At 44.4% G+C, this 21,057-nt stretch carries 18 protein-coding genes; 9 read left to right on the forward strand and 9 right to left on the reverse strand.

Features of this window, described 5'->3' with window-relative positions; translation table 11 throughout:
* Positions 1–50 precede the first annotated feature (50 nt).
* Positions 51–362 (reverse strand): YhbY family RNA-binding protein, encoded by a 312-nt coding sequence (locus AS194_RS06110; protein ID WP_058024582.1) that lies wholly within the window; start codon positions 360–362, stop codon positions 51–53.
* Between the two features lie 334 nt (positions 363–696).
* Between AS194_RS06110 and AS194_RS06115 the strand changes: the two genes are divergently transcribed.
* From AS194_RS06115 to AS194_RS06145, 7 genes are all read left to right on the forward strand, one after another.
* A complete protein-coding gene (locus tag AS194_RS06115; protein WP_058024583.1) occupies positions 697–1,329 on the forward strand; it encodes an RlmE family RNA methyltransferase in 633 nt (210 codons plus the stop codon).
* A gap of 399 nt (positions 1,330–1,728) precedes the next feature.
* Positions 1,729–3,624, forward strand: coding sequence for an ATP-dependent zinc metalloprotease FtsH (gene ftsH, locus AS194_RS06120; protein WP_058024584.1), 1,896 nt, complete (start codon positions 1,729–1,731; stop codon positions 3,622–3,624).
* 164 nt (positions 3,625–3,788) lie between these two features.
* The gene (folP, locus tag AS194_RS06125; RefSeq protein WP_058024585.1) at positions 3,789–4,712 is read left to right on the forward strand and encodes a dihydropteroate synthase; all 924 of its coding nucleotides are present in this window, start codon (positions 3,789–3,791) and stop codon (positions 4,710–4,712) included.
* Between the two features lie 94 nt (positions 4,713–4,806).
* Positions 4,807–5,088 carry a succinate dehydrogenase assembly factor 2 gene (locus AS194_RS06130; protein WP_058024586.1) on the forward strand — a complete coding sequence of 94 codons (282 nt, stop codon included), beginning with the start codon at positions 4,807–4,809 and terminating at the stop codon, positions 5,086–5,088.
* 52 nt (positions 5,089–5,140) lie between these two features.
* The gene (locus AS194_RS06135) at positions 5,141–5,590 is read left to right on the forward strand and encodes a hypothetical protein (protein ID WP_058024587.1); all 450 of its coding nucleotides are present in this window, start codon (positions 5,141–5,143) and stop codon (positions 5,588–5,590) included.
* 245 nt (positions 5,591–5,835) lie between these two features.
* Positions 5,836–6,549, forward strand: a complete 714-nt coding sequence (locus tag AS194_RS06140) for a YidB family protein (RefSeq protein ID WP_058024588.1) — start codon at positions 5,836–5,838, stop codon at positions 6,547–6,549.
* A gap of 230 nt (positions 6,550–6,779) precedes the next feature.
* The gene (locus AS194_RS06145; protein WP_058024589.1) at positions 6,780–8,237 is read left to right on the forward strand and encodes an anion permease; all 1,458 of its coding nucleotides are present in this window, start codon (positions 6,780–6,782) and stop codon (positions 8,235–8,237) included.
* Positions 8,238–8,272: 35 nt separating this feature from the next.
* Here AS194_RS06145 and AS194_RS06150 read toward each other — a convergent pair whose 3' ends face one another.
* The 3 genes from AS194_RS06150 to trmB form a co-directional block, all read right to left on the reverse strand.
* Positions 8,273–9,355: a regulatory protein RecX gene (locus tag AS194_RS06150; protein WP_058024590.1), complete on the reverse strand. Its 1,083-nt coding sequence runs from the start codon at positions 9,353–9,355 to the stop codon at positions 8,273–8,275.
* A 52-nt stretch (positions 9,356–9,407) separates the two neighbouring features.
* The gene (gene recA, locus AS194_RS06155; protein ID WP_058024591.1) at positions 9,408–10,460 is read right to left on the reverse strand and encodes a recombinase RecA; all 1,053 of its coding nucleotides are present in this window, start codon (positions 10,458–10,460) and stop codon (positions 9,408–9,410) included.
* Between the two features lie 1,036 nt (positions 10,461–11,496).
* Positions 11,497–12,336, reverse strand: coding sequence for a tRNA (guanosine(46)-N7)-methyltransferase TrmB (gene trmB / locus AS194_RS06160; RefSeq protein WP_058024592.1), 840 nt, complete (start codon positions 12,334–12,336; stop codon positions 11,497–11,499).
* Between the two features lie 197 nt (positions 12,337–12,533).
* Between trmB and AS194_RS06165 the strand changes: the two genes are divergently transcribed.
* Complete coding sequence (locus tag AS194_RS06165) at positions 12,534–13,463, forward strand: DUF2628 domain-containing protein (protein ID WP_058024593.1); 930 nt, start codon at positions 12,534–12,536, stop codon at positions 13,461–13,463.
* 23 nt (positions 13,464–13,486) lie between these two features.
* Here the strand turns inward: AS194_RS06165 and AS194_RS06170 are convergent, their stop codons facing one another.
* Together AS194_RS06170 and AS194_RS06175 are read right to left on the reverse strand one after the other, a co-directional pair.
* Positions 13,487–15,373, reverse strand: a complete 1,887-nt coding sequence (locus tag AS194_RS06170) for a monovalent cation:proton antiporter-2 (CPA2) family protein (protein ID WP_058024594.1) — start codon at positions 15,371–15,373, stop codon at positions 13,487–13,489.
* A gap of 90 nt (positions 15,374–15,463) precedes the next feature.
* Entirely contained in the window at positions 15,464–16,168 is a 705-nt protein-coding gene (locus AS194_RS06175; protein WP_058024595.1) for a hypothetical protein, read from the reverse strand.
* Between the two features lie 245 nt (positions 16,169–16,413).
* Here AS194_RS06175 and AS194_RS06180 point away from each other — a divergent pair, with 245 nt between their 5' ends.
* Positions 16,414–16,713: a hypothetical protein gene (locus tag AS194_RS06180; RefSeq protein WP_058024596.1), complete on the forward strand. Its 300-nt coding sequence runs from the start codon at positions 16,414–16,416 to the stop codon at positions 16,711–16,713.
* 34 nt (positions 16,714–16,747) lie between these two features.
* Here the strand turns inward: AS194_RS06180 and AS194_RS06185 are convergent, their stop codons facing one another.
* The 3 genes from AS194_RS06185 to AS194_RS06195 form a co-directional block, all read right to left on the reverse strand.
* Positions 16,748–17,917: a cation diffusion facilitator family transporter gene (locus tag AS194_RS06185; RefSeq protein ID WP_058024597.1), complete on the reverse strand. Its 1,170-nt coding sequence runs from the start codon at positions 17,915–17,917 to the stop codon at positions 16,748–16,750.
* Positions 17,918–18,134: 217 nt separating this feature from the next.
* Positions 18,135–20,423, reverse strand: coding sequence for a primosomal protein N' (locus AS194_RS06190; protein WP_058024598.1), 2,289 nt, complete (start codon positions 20,421–20,423; stop codon positions 18,135–18,137).
* Between the two features lie 137 nt (positions 20,424–20,560).
* Positions 20,561–20,941, reverse strand: coding sequence for a RidA family protein (locus tag AS194_RS06195; RefSeq protein ID WP_058024599.1), 381 nt, complete (start codon positions 20,939–20,941; stop codon positions 20,561–20,563).
* Between the last annotated feature and the right edge of the window lie 116 nt (positions 20,942–21,057).

Below are 21,057 nucleotides of genomic sequence, written 5' to 3' on the forward strand. Positions count from 1 at the left end.
TTTAAGCCGATGCGGCCTACTGTCATTCAAGCAAAGCTTGTCATGACATATTACTGCGCGTGACGTGCTAGGTTAGACAGTTTAGGGTTGGCATTTGGGTTTTGACGTAGCAATAATGCCATACGTCCAATAGAATGGACCAAAGACGCATTAGCTGCTTTAGCAAGTTCAGCGCCAACGATGTCGCGCTCTTCTTTGGTGCCAGCAGGCAGTTTTACTTTGATAAGCTCATGATCTGTTAGCGCGCGATCAATCTCTTCGGTAATGGTTGGGGTAATACCCTTGTTGCCGATCATAACGATAGGCTTTAGCTCGTGACCGATGCCTTTTAGACGTTTGATGGTAGCGTTATCGAGTTGCATAGAATTCCTAGGTGTTGGTAAAAATAAAAATGGTACTGTCAAAAACAGTTATGGATCATTATAGATAATCTGTGACCATCTTGCATGAGATCAGCAGGATTTTGCACGATTTTACGTGACGAAAATGTTAAACTGAATGTTTGGTACATTATAAACGCTACTGCCTTATAAAACAGTCATTTAACCAATAGAATTTGGTCAGTTTGCGACCAACCATGAATAAAAAATCTGATTAACACCGTATTTAGAATAATCCGCAACGGATTAGTATCAGTTTGTAAGTGATAGCGCAATTAAAGCAGCTAGATTTAGTAAAGCAATAGGAGCAGGTATTTTGGCCACGCGTATCGAAAACAAAAAACTATCAAAGAGCAGCAGTGCTTGGATGAAAGAGCACATTGACGATCATTATGTACAAAAGGCTCAAAAAGATGGCTACCGTGCCCGTGCCGCTTATAAATTATTAGAGATTAACGAAAAAACCAACCTGATTAAAAAAGGCATGACGGTGGTAGATTTGGGTAGTGCGCCTGGCAGTTGGTCTCAAGTAGCGGGACAGTTGGTTGGTGACGACGGTATCTTGATTGCCTCTGATATTCTGGCGATGGATGCTTTGCCTAATGTTACCTTTATTCAAGGTGATTTTCGTGAAGCTGAAGTGTTTGACGCCATTATGGCAGAAGTAGGCGATAGGCAAGTCGACGTGGTATTGTCTGATATGGCACCCAATACGGCGGGGAATAGCGCTATCGATCAGCCGCGTATGATGTACTTATGCGAGCTGGCAGTGGACTTTGCTTTATCAACCTTACCAAAAGGTGGCGCACTTATTATGAAAGTGTTTCAGGGCGAAGGCACACAAGAATTACGCAAGCAGATGCAGCAGGATTTTAGTAAGATTCGTAGTATAAAACCAGGTGCGTCACGTCCGCGCTCAAAAGAGATGTTTTGGGTGGCGATTAAATAGTTTTAACATCAATGAGTTGCTACTATTGTAAGCGAGTTAATCAGTCACCATAAACTATCATTATGGTCGTATAAAAAGCGCTACATTCATTAACTGAATAATCGTGAAACCTGCTTGAATTATGCGGGTTAGCACCATATATCATGGTATATTACCTTTGTTTTTAGCATACGTTTTAGACAAAGTCGTCTGATAATAAGCGTCTTATGGGCTCATCTGCGATAGATTAGTGTTCATCTTATATTGAGTATCTATGAGAACCGTATTTAAGCTGTTCTTTAAGTACCAAAATTTAAGTCAAGGTTTTTGGTATCAGGAATTTTATCAAAAATGAGCAATACGTTTATAGACGTCACGTGTTTAGTAAACACACCAATAAGTAAGGGATGGGAATAACTAGTGAGCGACATGGTAAAAAATACCTTATTGTGGCTGGTGGTAATCGGCGTTTTAGTGCTGGTGTTTAGCGGCTTTGATCAATCATCTGAGCCAGATAACCTTAACTACTCTGAGTTTGTGACCGCTGTGTCAGAAAACCAAGTAGCCAGTGTCGAAATTGACGGCGAACAGATCACCGGCGAAAAGAAAAATGGCTCATCTTTTGAGACCATTAGACCGGCTGTGTCAGATGACCAGTTGATGCCAATGCTACGTGAGAACCAAGTCGAAGTCCAAGGGACCGCACCAAAGCGCCAAAGCGTATTGATGCAACTACTGATAGCCAGTTTCCCAATTTTACTGATTATTGGTCTGTTTTTATTCTTTATGCGTAATATGCAGGGCGGTGCAGGCGGTAAAGGCGGCGGCCCAATGAGCTTTGGTAAGTCAAAAGCCAAAATGCTGACGGAAGACCAAATCAAGGTGAACTTCGAAGATGTGGCTGGTTGTGAAGAAGCCAAAGAAGAAGTCGTTGAAGTGGTTGACTTTTTACGTGATCCGGATAAATTTACCAAACTTGGTGCAACGATTCCTCGTGGTATCTTGATGGTAGGTCCACCGGGTACAGGTAAGACATTGCTAGCAAGAGCTATTGCTGGTGAAGCTAAAGTGCCGTTCTTCTCAATTTCAGGTTCTGATTTTGTTGAGATGTTTGTTGGTGTTGGTGCATCACGTGTACGCGACATGTTTGAGCAGGCGAAAAAGAGCGCCCCTTGCATTATCTTTATTGATGAGATCGATGCAGTCGGTCGTCATCGTGGCTCTGGTATGGGCGGCGGTAACGACGAGCGTGAGCAGACATTGAACCAATTATTGGTTGAGATGGATGGTTTTGAAGGCAATGAAGGCGTTATCGTTATTGCTGCAACCAACCGTGCTGACGTGCTTGATAAAGCATTATTGCGTCCAGGTCGTTTTGACCGTCAGGTTCAAGTGGGCTTGCCAGATATCAAAGGTCGTGAGCAAATCTTAAAAGTACACTTAAGAAAGTTGCCGAACACCATCAGTGTCGATGCAGGTTCTCTTGCTCGTGGTACGCCAGGGTTCAGTGGTGCACAGCTTGCTAACCTTGTAAACGAAGCAGCCTTGTTTGCCGCGCGTCGTAACAAGACCAGTGTCGACATGAATGATTTTGAAGATGCAAAAGATAAGTTATACATGGGTCCTGAGCGCAAATCCATGGTGATACGCGAAGAAGAGCGCCGTGCGACCGCGTATCACGAAGCGGGTCATGCGCTAGTAGCTGAACTACTGCCAGGTACAGATCCGGTGCATAAGGTCACTATCATGCCTCGTGGTTTTGCGCTTGGTGTTACTTGGCAGCTGCCTGAGCACGATCAAACCAGCATGTATAAATCTAAGATGTTAAGCGACATTGCGATTTTGTTCGGTGGTCGTATTGCTGAAGAAGTCTTTATTAATCAGATGTCAACAGGTGCTTCAAATGATTTTGAACGTGCAACCAAAATGGCACGCGCCATGGTAACCAAGTACGGTATGTCTGATGCACTAGGTATCATGGTGTATGAAGATGATGACAGCTCGCAAGGATACTTTGGCGGTGGTGGTCGTACGATTTCAGAAGCCACGCAGCAAAAGGTTGATGAAGAAGTGCGCCGTATGCTAGAAGAGCAGTACGATATCGCTCGCGAATTGATTGAAGCCAATCAAGATAAAATGCATGCAATGGTTGAAGCGCTCATGAATTGGGAAACCATCGACCGTGACCAACTGCAAGATATTCTAGCAGGTGAAGAACCGCGTCCACCAAGAGTCTATCAGCATAACGAAGTCAACTTGTCAAAAAATGACATTAAGACGACTACTTCTACACCGCCACCATTACCGGCGATGTAAGGCAGTTCTGATTGAAGTTTAATAAAAGGCCCTTTATCATAAAGGGCCTTTTTATTGTCATCATTCTTTTAAGAGCTTAGGACGTCATAAGATTTACTGGTATCATAAGCACAGATAACGAACTCTCGAGCTATTTTATACAATTTATTTATGATGGATCGGTCATGTCATTATTTCAGCCTTTACCCAACTACAAAATATCGAGCCGTAATAAAACCTTGAATTTGTCTGAGCCGCATATCATGGGTATCTTGAATGTAACGCCAGATTCATTCTCGGATGGTGGGCGGTTCAATGCGGTAGAGAATGCCGTTGCTCATTGTCAGCAGATGATGGATAACGGTGCTACTATTATTGATATTGGCGGTGAATCTACTCGCCCCAATGCAGATGCTGTATCGACTACTGAAGAGCTACAACGGGTTGTGCCAGTGGTACAAGCTATACGCCAGCATTGTGGAGATGATATTTGGTTATCTATTGATACCAGCAACCCAGAGGTCATGCAGGCAGCGTTTGATGCTGGTGCTGATATTTGGAACGATGTCAGGGCGTTAAAACGTACTGGCGCTGCAGAACTGGCCGCTAGCCTTGATATTCCTGTCATGCTGATGCATATGCGCGGTGAGCCAACGACGATGAACAATCTGGCACAGTATGATAATGTGATTGATGAAGTGAGCACAGAACTGACCACACGTATCAAAGAGGTAACGCGCCTTGGGGTTAAGCAGGAAAATATTATTATTGATCCAGGTTTTGGTTTTGCCAAAAACTATGAGCATCATTGTGCTTTATTAAGTCAGTTAGACAGCCTACAGGCATTGGGCCTACCCATGATGTTTGGTATTTCACGTAAGCGCTTTTTAGCAGAAGTATTGACCAATAGCGGTGCCAAAACAGTGCAGACCACTCAAGCGACAGAACGAGATGCAGTGGGGACTGCTGCTGGGATATTTGCGCTACAACAAGGTGCTAGTATCATTCGCACGCATAATGTAGGCATGATGCAGCAAGTAGTGGCACTATGGAGTCAATTATCAGCGTACCATCATGAGCATTGTATTATTAATACAAATACTCGATAAAGCTACACCGTGATAAATACAATATCTACAATCTAATTTTCCACTATGATTGAATACCACATCAAAAACTATTGAAATGAAAAAGAGTATCTTTATGACCAGTATCACTCAGCCAGAACCGACCAATGAGCAGCGCCGTATTATTTATCAAGCTCGTCGCGGCTTGAAAGAGTTAGATTTTTATATCGATCCTTATGTCAAAGAGCTGTATCTGACAGCAGATTCTGCTGAGCAAGAGACCTTTGCCCAAATGCTCACCCATGAGGACCCGGATCTATTGGATTATTTTACCAATCAAAATCGTCCAGCAGAGGATGATATATGGGCACTCGTTAATAAAATAAAAACATGGCGACACACCAAAGACTTGGTGTAGAGGCTTTGTATTTGATAGGCACAATACTGATGATTTCTCATGGCGCGCCCATATGACCCTAGCAACGGCGCTGCGCATTGATACAGCTATTCATTCTACCAGTCGGCTACGCCGGCTGCTCTATGTGGGTTTAACTGCGATCATGATTGTCTTAGCGTGGCTTGCGGCTTTGGCATGGTGGCAATATTTGCTGATTTTGACTGTCTCGCTAGCCATTGTTGGCTATTTATTTCTGACACGTTTGACACTACGACATCTGAGTCAGCCGCCACTTGATCAACGTATGGATAAACAGTGGCAGTTGTTGATTCAGACAAGTCGAGGCGATGAGCTGTGGCAAGCACAGCTACTCTCTACACATTACTATCAATGGGCGATAAATCTTGAGTTCAACATAGTAGAGCCTTATCAGCGCCCTCTATCTATCACCATATTTCGTGATCAAGTAAGCCCAGAGGAATGGCGAACGCTTAGTGTTTTAGCCAATATAAATACAGGTTAAATTTGCTAATTAGCCTTCATATCTTTATTCAGTTTTTCTCTCTTTTTTGTGAGCTTACGAATGCCTACATGTCATAACAAAATACCTATCTTGGTCTCCAAAGAGTTTTGTTATATTGAAACTCACGAATAAAGTATATGAACCAACTGCATTGTACTTCCAGTTTATGCCATGAAAAACCAGTATGGACAACGGTAGGCAGTCGGCTTGTATCATAAATAATATGACAAAAAGAGGAAGAGATCATGAGTTTATTAGGGAATTTAGTGAGCCAAGTGGCCCGTAGTGCGATGAATCCAGAAGATGCTCAACGCCATCCAGTGAATCAGCGTATCAATCCACGTCGTACAGGTGGCTTAGGGGATATACTAGGCAGTGTGTTAGGCGGCAGCAACCAGACAGGTGGATACAATCCTCAGCAGTATGATCGCAAACCTGACAATGGTTTTGGTTTGGATGATATCATTGGTGGTCTGGCTGGTGGTAATCAGCGTGGTAGCGTCAGCTCAGGTGCTGGTGGACTGGGCGATATTTTAGGCAGTGTATTAGGGGGTCAGCGTAGCAATAGTGGTTTTGGCGGTAAGGGGATGCTTATCGCTGTCCTTATGCCAATGGTATTGAGCTGGATTAAGCGTAATGGCGGTATCGGTGGTGCGCTATCAAAAATCACTGGCATGGGCCATGGCGACCAAGCACGCTCCTGGATGAGTACCAATGAAATCAATGACAATCTAGACCCAAGTGAGATAAATCAGCTGTTTGATGAGCGTGAGATTCAGCAAGTAGCAGCCAGTACAGGTGCGAATGAAACAGAAGTGCGTCAAGGCTTGGCTGAATTACTGCCCGAGGTGATGAACCAGCTAACGCCCAATGGTAATTTAGATAATGAAGCGGAAGCTAATGAAGAGATTGATCAAATTATCGGCCAGTTATCCAACCGTCTAGGCACTTTACGATAATGGCCCCATGTTTGTGTTATAGCTACCTTTAACTGTGTAGTCTGCCGCTACTTCTTACGCAGGCAGCAGATAGCGGCCAAAAGAGCACGTTTGTATAGCGTGCTCTTTTTTATTGTGAGGACTTCAATAATACATACTACATAGATATGTTAAAAATGGTGAACAAATGCGCAACGGTGCTGGTAATCTTATAAGATGAGGGTATCAGCCACTGCATAGGATACTGACGCATGCCCTTTAAGCCGATCCAAGCCGCTATTGCCATCGTCGTAGGTCTTATCATCTGGTTTGTCATTCCTGTACCGACGGGCGTCACCGCTGACGCATGGCACATGCTGGCTTTATTTATCGCCACCATCGTTGCCATTATTGGTAAAGTACTACCCATCGGGGCGATAGCGGTCATCGCCGTGACGCTCGTGGCTTTGACGGGTGTGACCAGTGACAGCCCAAAACAAGCCATCAATGATGCGCTCTCTAGCTATTCAAGCCCGCTGATATGGTTGATTGGTATCGCAGTGATGATATCGCGCGGCCTTATCAAAACCGGTCTTGGTCGCCGCATTGCTTATTATTTTATTTCTATCTTTGGCAAAAAAACCATCGGAGTCGCATACTCATTGACGGCGGCTGAGCTGATGATAGCGCCTATCACGCCGTCGAATACCGCGCGTGGTGGCGGTATTATTCATCCTATTATGAAATCTATCGCCCAAAGCTTTCATTCAACGCCAGAGGAAGGCACGCAAAATAAAATTGGTCGCTATCTGGCAATGGTCAATTACCACGCCAATCCGATTACCTCAGGGATGTTTATCACCGCGACTGCGCCCAACCCTTTAGTGGTAGACCTGGTAAATAAAGCCACAGACGGCAACATTCAGCTGTCGTGGACAACGTGGGCAGTGGCGATGTTCGTGCCGGGCATTCTGTGCTTGGTGGTGATGCCCTTGGTGATTTATCTGATCTATCCACCTGATGTCAAAGTCACGCCCGACGCTAAAGGTTTTGCAAAAGACAACTTGGCAGACATGGGTAGCATCAGCCGCCAAGAAAAAATCATGCTCGGTGTGTTTGGCCTGATGCTACTACTCTGGGCCAATATCCCAGCGCTGCTATTGGGTGAGCAATACAGCGTCGATGCCACTACGACAGCTTTTATCGGTCTGACGACTTTGATATTGACTGGGGTGCTAACGTGGGAGGATATTCTCAAAGAAAAATCTGCTTGGGATACCATCATCTGGTTTGGTGCCTTGATTATGATGGCCGCTTATCTGAATGAGCTTGGCTTGATTCGCTGGTTTTCTGACAATATCGAAGCGATGATTGGTACGACGGGTCTGGGCTGGGTAGGTGCCGTGGCGATTTTGACGCTGGTGTATTTGTACATTCATTACTTCTTTGCAAGTACGACTGCGCATATCACCGCTTTATTTGCCGCCTTTTATGTCGTCGGGCTGAGCTTAGGAGCGCCGCCCATGCTATATGCGCTGATTTTGGCAGCAGCGGGCAACATCATGATGACCCTCACTCATTATGCGACCGGCACCGCCCCCGTCATCTTTAACTCAGGGTATGTGACCTTAAAAGAGTGGTGGGGCATCGGCGCTATCATGAGTGTGGTCAATCTGGTGATTTGGATAGGGGCAGGTATGATATGGTGGAAAGTGCTTGGCTATTATTAATAGGTATCTGAGTGTTAGAATTAGATGAGTCACGGTTAAAAGCGCTCATCTAACGTTTCCACGGTGTAGTTGAGCGCAGCGAAACAGATGTCCGTTTTAAAGCCGCGATACTGCAAAAATCGCAGCTGCTTAGCTTTTTCTTTTTGCTCCACTGGTATAGTGTCACCATACTTCTTAGTGCGAGCCTCTACCGCTAGTTTGAGCCAATCAACCCCTTCAACCAAGCTGTCATTAGGATCAACGAACTCGCGAAACTCTTCAGACTCACTATTTGCCATATCAATCAATTCATCGATGTTACTTGGCATCGCGATTTTTTTGCGATAGAACTCTTGCTTGATACGCCCGCGTCCCCGACCTTTACGGATATTCTCACGTATCAGCATAATGGTGGTGCGGTAGTCACTTTGATAGCCTTTTTCCTCAAACTCATCAAGTAGGGCATCGATTTTTTCTGGGTCTTGTTCTTTATCGATTAGCTTTTGCTTGAGCTCAGCCTTGCCGTATTCGCGCCGTGACAAGTAATAGAAGGCAAGCCAACGTAGTCGGCTTTCAGCTTTAATGGCATCGATTTCTGCTTGTTTTTGTTCAGGGGTGCGCAAATAAGCTTTAAGAGCAGCTGGTATATTATCGTTTTGGTTTTCTACTGCACTATCATCAAATGATGGACGTTCACTTCCGCATTCTGATTGCTCAAACGAGGGGGCATAGTTGTCGTTTTCAGCTATGTCATTCTCTGCATCACCACTATGTACGCTGTTCTTGACCTCGGCCAGCATCTCTTTGATGGTTTGTGCTTCAGGTGGCTGATAAGCAGGTGTATCGCTTGGCTCAGCGGTGAAGTTAGCAGCTGGATGAAAGTGTTTTTTACGTTTTTTGGATTTAGAGTTTTTTTTTATCTTAGCAGAAGATTCTTCAAAATATGATGTGTCAACAGTAGGCTCACTAGTGCTTGAATGATCTTGATCTGGGTCTTTAGAAAGCTTGCTAGATTTACCTGATTTGTTAGATGTGTTTTGATAGGAGTGTTTAGTAGGTTTTTTTCGTTTGCTATCAACAGAACTAGCTGAGCCGGTTTCCGACTCAGCTAGGATGTCAGCCAATGTTTTAATTTTCATAATAAGTCATGATTATTTATAGCGGTCACTGATGATGGTTACTAGTGAACCATTATTGTACAGAGTCAGGTGCCAGTTCTACATCGTCAGTTTCAGGCGCTTTGCTATCTTTTTTCTTACCAAGCTTTTCATCACGAATTTTATCTTCGATCTCTTTGGCAATAGCAGGGTTTTCTTTTAAGAACAGGACAGAATTGGCTTTACCTTGACCGATTTTTTCATCGCCATAGCTGTACCATGAACCTGCCTTACCAACCGCGCCAATCTCGACGCCCAAGTCAATCACTTCAGCCAAATGGTTGGTACCTTCGCCATAAGTAATCTCAAACTCAGCTTGGCGGAAAGGTGGTGCCATTTTGTTTTTGATAACTTTGACACGAGTTTGGTTACCGATGATTTCATCGCCATTTTTGACCGCACCAATGCGGCGAATGTCCATACGTACAGAGGCGTAGAATTTGAGGGCATTACCACCAGTTGTAGTCTCTGGGCTACCAAACATAACACCGATTTTCATACGAATCTGGTTAATAAACACAACCATACAATTAGAGCGTTTAGCATTACCAGTAATCTTACGTAGCGCTTGGCTCATCAGACGCGCTTGCAGACCCATGTGTGAGTCACCCATCTCGCCTTCAATTTCTGCACGCGGAGTCAAGGCAGCAACCGAGTCGATAACGATCATATCAATCGCGCCTGAACGCACGAGCATGTCAGTAATTTCAAGCGCTTGCTCACCGTTATCAGGCTGTGACAGTAATAAGTCATCGGTATTGACGCCTAGCTTGCGTGCATACACAGGGTCAAGCGCATGCTCAGCATCGATAAATGCACAGGTGCCGCCTTGTTTTTGACACTCCGCGATTGCTTGCAAGGTCATTGTGGTTTTACCTGAGCTCTCAGGGCCGTAGATCTCGATGATACGACCCTTCGGCAATCCACCAATACCAAGTGCGATATCTAGACCAAGAGAACCTGTTGAGACCACATCGGCATCAAGAATGGCTGAATCATCACCCAGATGCATGATGGTATTTTTACCAAACTGCTTTTCAATTTGACCTAATGCCGCTTTGAGGGCTTTGGCTTTATTGTCGTCCATACTGGATTCCTTTTTTGATAATTGATTTGGTGCTATAGATAAAAGATTTATACGTCTAAGAGTGATAACTGGTGCATACTGAGCAGCGCTAATAAGATAAATCATATAGCTATTAGCGCTCTGACAACTGGCTTAAATACACAGGTTGTCATATGACTGCTATCAGTAGTAATATCGAGATATCGCTCTACTATACAGTAAAATTAAATAACGAGAGAAGTAAAAATAAGTTCATAATCAATCACAGTTACAATAGCTTTTGAGCCAGATATTAACGACTAATAGCTATCTGAATCTCTGTAGTGCTATTGATTCGATAGAGTAATTATAACAAAATCCAAGCGCTATATTGAGTCTTGGACGATGCTAAACGACACTGAATGTCGTACGATATAAGAGTGAGGATTCGCGAAGATAGCCATCTGTTCAAATGTGTTTTTGAACCTGATAACAGCTATGTTTGTCAATAGACTTATGAGTTGTCCACAGCAAATAATGTACTCATTTTTATTGGTTGTGAAACATTATAAACGGCTAAATTATTTTTGAAAATATTTAAAATAATTTTTTATGGCTTTATATTTAATATAAGTTATTGTTTTTAAATGATTTTTAAATTGTACAAAAAATGAACGATTTTACCTTATCCTTTAAGTTTCCTAGGTATATAGTTGTCAAGTAGTGACTTATACACAGGGTTATCCACAGCTTATGGGGAGAACTCTCGAAGCCCTTATGGTATCTATGCTTGCGTGTATAGGTTATATATTGCAAGCTTCCAATATTGTGCGTTAAAGATGATTTCTCGTCGACAAGCTATGCTCTAAGCGCTATGTTTCACATAATTACAATTTGTGATTCTTCCACGTATTACCATACTATAGGGCTTTGAAGTCAAGAGTATGACGAGATAAAAGCAACAAACGACCCGCCAAGCATATTTATTGCTGTGATAGCAAGCTTATAAACGGGCATAAAAAAGCGGCTAAATAGAATAGCCGCTTTGTCAAAATTATCGATAGCAAGATTGTGTTTGTTAGTCTTTGATATAGATCAAGTCCCAGACCCCGTGACCACGCTCAAGACCGCGGCGCTCAAACTTGGTCATTGGACGAAAGTCAGGACGGTCGGTAAAGTTACCTGCGCCTGCTTTGTTGGTCAATCCAGCAAAACCATCCAATACCTCAACCATCCAAAATGCATAATGCTCCCAGTCAGTGGCTGTATGAAACCAGCCGCCTTGCTTTAGACTGCGCGTCACGATAGCCATACGCTCAGGACTGACGAAACGGCGTTTATAATGACGCTTCTTTTGCCATGGATCAGGGAAGTATAACTGAATACGATCAATGTGATTTTCTGGTAGTTGCTTCAGCAATTGAATAGCATCGCCATTGATGATTTTGACATTGCTCAAGTCTTGCGTTCCTGCCATATAAGCGCATTTACCAATACCTGGCTCGTGCACTTCGACACCGACGAAATTGCGCGCGGGCTCTGCGGCTGCCATCTCGATAAATGAGTCACCCAAACCAAAACCAATCTCTAAGGTCAGCGGTGCGTCAGAACCATTCGGGCTATCAGCGAACAGCGCTCGCAGGTTATCAATACCTGAAAGGTCGCCATCGCCGAAACTGTTATTGACCAGATACTCAGAAAACTCTGGAGCAGTGAGTGCTAGCTCGGCGTTTTTGTTCATGTGCGTGCGCCGCTTCATGAACGTATTAACGATGCGGATATGTTTGTCAGAGCTAGGTTCTATCTCTTGGCTAGCGCGTGTATCCGTATCGATAAGCGCACTAGTATTATTAGAGGTTTGCTCATCAGTAGTATCAAGGCTGTTGATGGTGTCATTGATATCAGAATGTTGACTCATAGGATTTGTAAGGCTTAATTAAGTGGGTGATGTTGGCTCATTATAAGTTAAATCCATACAACTGTGAACGTACAATCTTATTTTAGCGCGTTTGCTGCTCAGTTCTGTCCTTTCTCTATCCTAGATATGGGTTTTAGCGTTATCATAGTGTCATCGTTAAGAGATATTTTTTCTAAGAGTCAGTAGAGCGTATTGCCATGTTATTTATTGAGACGGATTCACCGCCACCGTTTTATCAAGAGTCATTAACACCTGCTAAGCGCAAGCAACTGGATCAATGGTTTATCGGTGATCGTACCCAGCGCTATTATCTCAAGCGCTTTGAGCAGTTTGATCAGCAAGGCTATCTGTCGCCAAAATGGCATTGGGCCGCATTTTTTATTACTTTTCCTTGGCTGTTATACCGTAAACGCTATATGGATGCCATCGTGTATAGCGTGGCAGGGTGGTCATTTATTCAGCTTAATGTCGCCATTGTGCTTGTTGCCTTTGAGTTTGTCGCGATGTCTTATGTGCCAGACGTTTATCAGATGGCCACGCGTATCGGTATTGCTGCGATTATTTGGTTGTTTTGGTCTGCTATGGTGGCACGCTGGACAGATGCATATTATTACCGGATGGCGCGACGTGAGATTGCGGATGCGATTAACGATTATCCGCGAGATGAGGCGGCACAAAAAGCGCATTTGAAAAAAGAAGGTGGCGTCAGTTTATTTGGCTTAGCATTGGGGTTTGGTTTTTTCGCCTTTGCATTATTGGTCATTAAGGTGCAGTTTTTACCTATTATCGCCAAACCAAAAGAAAATGAAGTGCTATTTGATGCTTATGATATTGCCAAAAATGCCCAAAACCGCGTGGCGTTGATTTATCAGCAGACAGGGCGGTGTCCTGTAGATTTGCCACTCAGTACCGAGCAGCAGCAGGTACGTATGCATGTCGATAGTCAAGCGGCTGGTGTGCTAGAGACGGATTGCGCGGTGATTGCTACGATCCAGAACGTGACATTTCCAATCCGCTATCTGAACGAGCAGACATTGGTGTTTTATCATATACCAGACAGTGATAACTGGGATTGCACAAGCTCACTAAATAAAAAACAAGCCCCTAAAAACTGTCTATCTGACTAGGGGCTATACCTATCTAGTTTTTGCTAGTGTTTAGAGTCTGTTGTGGTATCGTGTGGTTCGTCAACTGGCGTCGCTTGGCTCTTCAAGGCTTCGTAGAAATCGGTCAAATCCATCTTGCGCGCTTTGCCGATATCTTCATCGAATAGGCTTTCAAGCTCTGCCATCGCTGACTGTGCAGACTCAATCATGCTGGCTTCATCATCGTAAATGGCTTGCTGACGCTCAATTAAGTCATCATCATAATCACGGAATGTTTTTACTGTCTCTCGAGCTTTTTCCGGAGAGATACCGAGTAGCTGTAGTGACTCACGCGACATGTCTAAAGAGGACAAGTAAGTCTCACGCCAAATGTGACGCACACCAACTTCGCGCAAACGGTAGTAATGCTGACGATCGCGTGCTCTGGCTAGCACAATCAGCTCAGGATAGTTTTTGCGCAGATATTGTGCAGTGGTAATTGAGCGCTCTAAGTCATCAATGGCCAAAATAAAGACACGCGCCTTTTGAATACCTGCAGCGCGTAAAATTTCAGGGTTTTTTGGGTCGCCATAATAGACTTGGTTACCAAATTTACGCACGAAATCTACTCGGTTGGCAGAACGTTCAATGGCGGTGAATTCAATGTTATGCATACGAAGCACACGACCGATGATCTGACCGACTCGACCAAACCCTGCGATGATCACTTGATGCTCATGATCAGGAATGGTGTCGTATTCTCGACTTGGTTTGCGTTTGGCAAATAGCGGCTCGCCTATTTTTTCTAATAACAAAAAGGCGAGCGGTGTCAGCGCCATCGATATGGTCACCACAAGGTTTAAGGTGTTGGCAAGATCAGGACGTAAGACACTTTGGGCGGTGGCGACACTGAACAGAACAAAGGCAAATTCACCGCCTTGTGCCAAGGTCACACCCAATCTGATACTGGTTGGCCAGCGGTTGCCAGATACTTTGGCAATGGCTGCAATCACTGCAAATTTGATGAACATTAAGGCGAGGGCACAGCCAATGATAAATATCGGCTTGGCCAAAATGAGTTTGACGTCAGTGAGCATACCGACCGACATGAAAAATAGACCCAATAGCAATCCTTTAAACGGTTCGATACTGGCCTCTAACTCGTGTCGATACTCAGAGTCAGCTAACAATACGCCTGTCAAAAATGCACCTAGTGCCATTGATAGACCAATTTGACCCATCAAAATAGACACGCCCATAACAATAAATAACGCGACCGCCGTTAGTAGTTCTGAAGCACCGCTTGAGGCCACAAACTTAAAGAATGGTCGAACCACATAACGACTGGCAAAAATGAGACCAGCAAACACGGCAAATACTTTCCCAAAGTACAGTAAATCGTAGCTTTGCTCACGAACCCCCGATAGGAACGGAATGACTGCTAATAAAGGAATAACCGCGATATCTTGGAATAGTAAGATAGTAAAAGCTTCGCGGCCATGTGTGCTCGAAAGCTGCTGTTTTTCGGTCAATATCTGTAGTACAAAAGCGGTCGAGGAGAGTGCTAAACCAAAGCCGACGATAAAAGCAGTATCTAGCTGTAAGGCGAAAAAATGGTGCAATAGCCCCATCAATAGTGTACCAGTCAGCCCAACCTGTAGACCGCCAAGAACGAATATAGAGCGGCGCAGCGCCCAAAGCCGCGATGGCTGCAGCTCAAGCCCGATGATAAATAGCAGCATGACCACGCCAAACTCTGAAAAGTGCAGTAGACTTTCAGCATCACCCGCCACATCCAAACCGCTTGGACCCAATATAAGCCCTGTGATGAGGTAGCCTAGGACCGTTGCAATACCGAAGCGTTTACCAAGGGGAACAAAGAGCAGCGCTGCTCCCAAAAAGATAGTGGCTTGTAACATTAAATTTGGTGAGCCGGCGGCGGCAGCGAACATCTGGAATCCTCAGAAATTAGGACAAAATAAGCAATTTAAAACGGGTATAACTAAAATTAGTATCGCGAAAAAATATAGCATCAACATACATTATTTTTTGCGATAAATCTTCCAAACACCATTATCTGCAAGCGGATTGTTATAAGCGTCGTTGCGGCGCTTGCGCGGTGTTTGCCTGCTGTCGACAATCTTAAAATCAGGCAAAGCATGGACAATAAGACCAGTACGATAAAAACGTACCCGTTCAGGCTCTAGCATCTCACCCTTGCTATCGCGGCAAAAAACATAAGCGCGCAGATCAATAAACTCACGATGAGCGACCAAACGCGCGTCGTCATCATTATCCAGTACCGCTGTCATCCGAGCGACTTCATCATCAGTATAGTCACCACATTTATCAGTCAGTGCCCCAACTGAGCCAAAGCTTTTAGATTCCTTGGCTCGCGTTTTGGTTAAATGTAGGCGCTGAACATGGTAGATAAACTGCGGTATCTCAAGACTGGCTGGAAGCGGCAGATAATCAGGTGGCATATTGGCCGCTGGATAAAAATCCTTGGCGCGCTCAAGTAGATTTTGCCAACGTTGCTGATAAGCCTGTACCTCTGCTAAGTTGCCTTCATAGATAGGCATATCGCGAATCTGGCGCAAAATATCAGGCGGAAATTGCTCATGACGAAAGTTTGCAATGTCCTCTTGCAGCGTCGATAGCAAAACTTTGGCGTGTTTTTTGCCGTCTTTTGACGTAGGATCATCGATATAGTCTGGGGCGACAAAGGGTGCTGAACGTCTAGACATAATGTTATATCATCAATAGATCGTGAAAAGGGGTAGTCAGTCTTAAGTATACAGAATTTATATCAAAAATATGGTCGAGAGATAGGGTTTTTCATCAGTTTTAACATGCTATTACAATCGTAGAAACAAGTTTTAGGCAAACTTAAGTGAAACCTTCTTCTTTTATTGGCTCATAGGTTTTCATTTTTAATACTATGTAAGACAACAATGATTTATAGCCAATCAGATTATTGAGAATGACCTTTATGAGCAACTACTCATCAGAGCTGACAGCTTGTCCTAAGTGGCGAGCCTCATTGAAAATTATTGGCAAAATAGCCTTTATCGTCATTTGTACCGGTGTCATACTCGCACTTGGGTTTTTGTTGCTGATGATGTCAAACATGGGCTCAGTCTATTTGCCAAATATCTGCAATGGCTGCCTCGATATATGGGTCAGAATGATGTTACTCGTGGTTGGTATCAGCCTTTGGGTGTTGGTGGCTGCTTGGATTATTTGGCACATATTGCTTTATTTATATCATTTGATAAAACATAACCAATAATTGGCCAAGTTTCTAACAATACTGGTATTTGCTCTTAATGATTATGACCAATATGACTGTTGCTAGCAGGTGCTTGTCCCGAAATATCGCAAACAAGAGCCTCACTATGTGAGCTGTTTTGTGGATGTGACAAACTTTCAACTTGAATAGTCGCATGATGAATGCCGAGCGCTGATAGGCTTTGTTCAAGATTGGCAATGAGACTACTCGACTCATGAATACTCATGTCTCCATCGACTACGACATGGCAGGATAGGGCGTGTAGGCCACTGGTAATACTCCAAACGTGTAGGTCATGGACTTTTTGTACTTGAGGGTGTGCGAGTAATTTTTGCTCAACGTTGACTAGCGATATGTTGGCAGGGGTGCCTTCCATTAATATATGCACAGAATCACGTACGACACGGTATCCACTGACTAATATAAGAATGGCGACAATCACGGATGCCACGGCATCTGCCCATACCCAGCCAAACCCCATCATCAATAGGGCGGCGATGATCGCGGCGACAGAGCCCATCAAATCGCTAAGCACATGCAAGTACGCACTTTGCATATTGAGATTGACAGGTTCTTTATTATCGGGTGTTTTTGTTAATGCGGCATCGTTACTACCATGATTGTGCCCGTGAGACTCTCCACCTTGACTGCCTCGGTGCATGAGCCACGCCACCAAGATATTGACCAACATACCGACCGTCGCCACAATCAGCATACCTTGCGTCGCAATCTCAGGCGGGGAATTAAAGCGTTTGATCGCTTCATAAAAAATCATCAAGGCGATAAAAACGAGCGTAGCGCCATTCAGGGTCGCGACCAGTATCTCAAAACGCTTATAGCCAAATGTTTTTTGATGCGTGGCTGCTTTTTCGCCAATTTTGAATGCCGTTAGGGTGGCGCCAAGCGCGATGGCATCGCTTAACATATGCCCTGCATCGGATAGTAATGCCAAGCTACCAGTGAGCCAGCCGCCGATAGCTTCAATAAACATATAACCGGTGATAATAATAAAGCTAAAGAGTAAGGTGCGCTGGTAACCCTTGGTGTCTCGTGATGCTGTCTGCTGTTCTAAATGATTACCATGGTTGTGGCTGCCCTCATGATTATGAGTGTCGTTACGGTCATAATCGTTATTCGAGTGCTCATGGCTATCATTTTGATGACGATGATTGTGCTCTTCAGGGCTTGGATTATTCTGATTCATAACAACACTCAAGTCAGCTAGTATCTAGGTTAAGTAAACAGTATCGATTGCAAGTCGAGTAGATGTGAGATTCTCATCACATACCATTTGATGAAGGTTATAAATTTAACATAGCCAAGTATTAGAAGCTGTAACGACGAAGTAAAAATCATTAGGAGGCACAAATCACAAAAATTACAACACTATATAGAACACCGACGAATGATAAGTGTCGGTTTTACCAACCAACGGGGTCAATGTCTAAGGTAAGCTTGAGGTATTTGGCACTTGGTAAGGCAAGTACGGGCTGCCACCATTGATGCAAAACAAGGTGCAGTTGCTGCCGGTCTTTGGCTAAGAGCAGCAGCTGTGCATGATAGCGACTATTTTTTTTACTCATCGGAGCGTCAATAGGACCAAGAACGGCAAGGTTGTGCCTGCTTGGCAGATGAGCAATGGCATCTTTGAGCGCTTGAGTGGTGGCTGCCAGCGTCTTGCCCTCACAGCGTATCAGTGCGGCATAACTGTGAGGCGGTAAGCCCATCATTTTACGCTCTTGCAATAGCTCGCGGGCAAATGACAAGTAGCCATCTTTGACCAGTTTTAACAGTAACTCATTGTCAGGCTGTAGTGTTTGGATCAACACGCGACCAGCTTTGTCGCCTCGACCAGCACGGCCCGCTACCTGAATCATAAGCTGTGCCGTATGCTCTGGTGAGCGAAAGTCTGCCGATAAAAATCCGCGATCGGCATTGGGTAAGCAGACCAGCGTGACATTAGGAAAGTGATGACCTTTAGCCATCATTTGTGTGCCAACTAATATCGCAGGATTGCCCTGGTTAATTTGCTGATAAATGTTCTCCCAGCTGTCTTTTCGTCTGGTGGTATCACGATCGATTTGGATAATTGGATAAATCACTTTGCTGGTTTGGGGATTGGCAAAGATTGCATGCAGGTTTTCGCTGAGTCTGGTAGTACCCATGCCTTTGGCATCTAGGTTTTGACTGCCACAATCAGGGCATACTGTAGGAATATAAGCCTGCCAATCGCAATGGTGGCATTTTAAATAAGAGCTACCTGAATAGCCGCTGCGCTGCGCCAGACTGTTATAGTGAACGGTCAAATGAGCATCACAGCGGGGACAATCTGCCTGCCAACCGCAAGCCTCACACAATAAAACAGGCGCATAGCCACGACGATTCAAAAATACCAGGACTTGATCGCCGGCTTCTAAAGTTTGCTTAATTGCCCCAATCATTGAGTCTGTCAGCCCCGTGTCATAGCGAGCACCATCATGTTGCGCTTGCTGGTGAGTGCTTTGCAGGCGCGCATCAATTAGTTGCATGGTTGCAGGCTTGGCATTGCCGGGACGAGTCAACAGTTGACACTCTACCAGCTTGCCGTCTTCGACCAGTTTTAGATGCTCAAGAGAAGGCGTTGCCGTACCTAATATGACTGGAATGTTGTGCTGTAGGCCGCGATAGAGTGCGACATCAGCCGCATGATAACGTAGAGTATCCTGCTGTTTGTACGAGCCATCATGCGCCTCATCAACGACTATCAATCCCAATGCTGCAAATGGATAGAGCACTGCTGAGCGCGTACCGATGATAATTTGTGCATGACCAGTGCGGCAGTCTTGCCAGCCTTGCAAACGATGGGTATCAGTCAAGCCGGAATGCAGCAAAACAATATGAGCGGCAAATCGACTAGCAAAGCGTGCACGTGTCTGCGGTGTGAGACCAATTTCTGGCACCAAGATCAGCACTTGCTTGCCTGCTTCTAGTACCGCCTGCATCGCTTGTAAGTAGACTTCAGTTTTGCCGCTACCAGTAATACCATTTAATAAAAAGCCAGTATAGATTTCAGATTTATGCGCAGCAACGATGGCATCAACGGCAAGTTTCTGCTCATCATTGAGATCAAGCGGCATTTTTGCCAATTTCACGGGAGAAGGGGATTGCTTGGTTTGGATATAGCGCTCGATTAGACCTTTGTCTTCGAGCGTTTTTAAAAATGCTCGCTGCATCCCTTCTAATAGCAAAACATCTTCACTAGCACCGCGCTCACCATGCAGTTTTAGCATATCAAACTGCTGCTTTTGCTTTTTTGCATTGGCACGAAAATCATCATCAGTGATATGCGGCAATATTCGCCAATGAGTAATTAGTAGGTCTAGTGGTTTGCCTTGGCGGACAAGGCTTGGCAGGATGACGGCTAAGACATCACCGAGTGGATAATGATAGTAACGCGCCAGCCAATAAGCCAGCTTGAGCATGTTGGGATCCAAAATAGGGTCAGCATCCAAACATTTATTAATCGGTTTGATTTTATTGACGGGTACACAGCTTTCATCTTCAGAAACATGAGCAATCACGATACCAATTAAGGTTTGGCGACCAAATGAAACCTCAACGCGACTTCCAATTGACGGCATCAGACGGTCTGGCGAAGCAAGCATATCCGCCGGTAAGCTATAGTCAAACACCCGATAAAGGGGTACGGGCAGCGCAACTTGTACCAACATAAACGGCTTCGCAGTCTTATCAGATTAATATTGATGTGAAATGAAGAAAAAGAGGCAGAGACCAATAAGCTTAGCATGATGCTAAGCTTATGATAGATTGACTGTTATAGGAGTATCTAAAAAAATTACTATCAGTTTTAGTCAATATATAAGATAGATTCGATTTCGACCACGCCACCTTTAGGTAGGGCTGCGACTTGTACGGCAGCACGAGCAGGATATGGCTCGCTTAGGTTCGCCACAAATACTTCGTTTAAAACCGCAAAGTCACTTAAATCAGTCAAAGATACATTAAATTTAACCACGTCGTTGATACTACCACCAGCCGCTTCACAGATCGCTTTAATGTTTTCGAACACTTGCTCAGCCTGTGCTTTAAAACCTTCTCTTAATTCCATGGTTTCAGGGTCAAAACCAAGCTGACCTGAAATATAAACGGTGTTGCCAACTTTTACGGCTTGTGAGTAAGTGCCTACAGCTGCGGGAGCTTTATCTGTTTGGATCGTTTGACGAGTCATATTATGTCCTTTTCGTATTTTATTGGTTGGTCTGTTGCTCACTGACAAGCAACAGTGCCTATTATTGTTTTAGAGGTTGTCAAAACCTCAGCGCGATGCGTTCAAATCTGACTAGA

It is taken from the genome of Psychrobacter piscatorii (assembly GCF_001444505.1).
In the GTDB taxonomy this organism is placed as follows: domain Bacteria; phylum Pseudomonadota; class Gammaproteobacteria; order Pseudomonadales; family Moraxellaceae; genus Psychrobacter; species Psychrobacter piscatorii_B.

Excerpts from the sequence above, each read along its gene's own strand:
- folP (WP_058024585.1), top strand. The coding sequence starts at position 3,789 with ATGTCATTATTTCAGCCTTTACCCAACTACAAAATATCGAGCCGTAAT.
- AS194_RS06145 (WP_058024589.1), top strand. The coding sequence starts at position 6,780 with ATGCCCTTTAAGCCGATCCAAGCCGCTATTGCCATCGTCGTAGGTCTT.
- AS194_RS06170 (WP_058024594.1), bottom strand. The coding sequence starts at position 15,373 with ATGTTCGCTGCCGCCGCCGGCTCACCAAATTTAATGTTACAAGCCACT.
- AS194_RS06150 (WP_058024590.1), bottom strand. The coding sequence starts at position 9,355 with ATGAAAATTAAAACATTGGCTGACATCCTAGCTGAGTCGGAAACCGGC.
- AS194_RS06140 (WP_058024588.1), top strand. The coding sequence starts at position 5,836 with ATGAGTTTATTAGGGAATTTAGTGAGCCAAGTGGCCCGTAGTGCGATG.
- AS194_RS06180 (WP_058024596.1), top strand. The coding sequence starts at position 16,414 with ATGAGCAACTACTCATCAGAGCTGACAGCTTGTCCTAAGTGGCGAGCC.
- trmB (WP_058024592.1), bottom strand. The coding sequence starts at position 12,336 with ATGAGTCAACATTCTGATATCAATGACACCATCAACAGCCTTGATACT.
- AS194_RS06135 (WP_058024587.1), top strand. The coding sequence starts at position 5,141 with ATGACCCTAGCAACGGCGCTGCGCATTGATACAGCTATTCATTCTACC.
- AS194_RS06165 (WP_058024593.1), top strand. The coding sequence starts at position 12,534 with ATGTTATTTATTGAGACGGATTCACCGCCACCGTTTTATCAAGAGTCA.
- AS194_RS06185 (WP_058024597.1), bottom strand. The coding sequence starts at position 17,917 with ATGAATCAGAATAATCCAAGCCCTGAAGAGCACAATCATCGTCATCAA.
- AS194_RS06130 (WP_058024586.1), top strand. The coding sequence starts at position 4,807 with ATGACCAGTATCACTCAGCCAGAACCGACCAATGAGCAGCGCCGTATT.
- AS194_RS06195 (WP_058024599.1), bottom strand. The coding sequence starts at position 20,941 with ATGACTCGTCAAACGATCCAAACAGATAAAGCTCCCGCAGCTGTAGGC.
- AS194_RS06190 (WP_058024598.1), bottom strand. The coding sequence starts at position 20,423 with ATGTTGGTACAAGTTGCGCTGCCCGTACCCCTTTATCGGGTGTTTGAC.
- AS194_RS06175 (WP_058024595.1), bottom strand. The coding sequence starts at position 16,168 with ATGTCTAGACGTTCAGCACCCTTTGTCGCCCCAGACTATATCGATGAT.
- AS194_RS06110 (WP_058024582.1), bottom strand. The coding sequence starts at position 362 with ATGCAACTCGATAACGCTACCATCAAACGTCTAAAAGGCATCGGTCAC.
- recA (WP_058024591.1), bottom strand. The coding sequence starts at position 10,460 with ATGGACGACAATAAAGCCAAAGCCCTCAAAGCGGCATTAGGTCAAATT.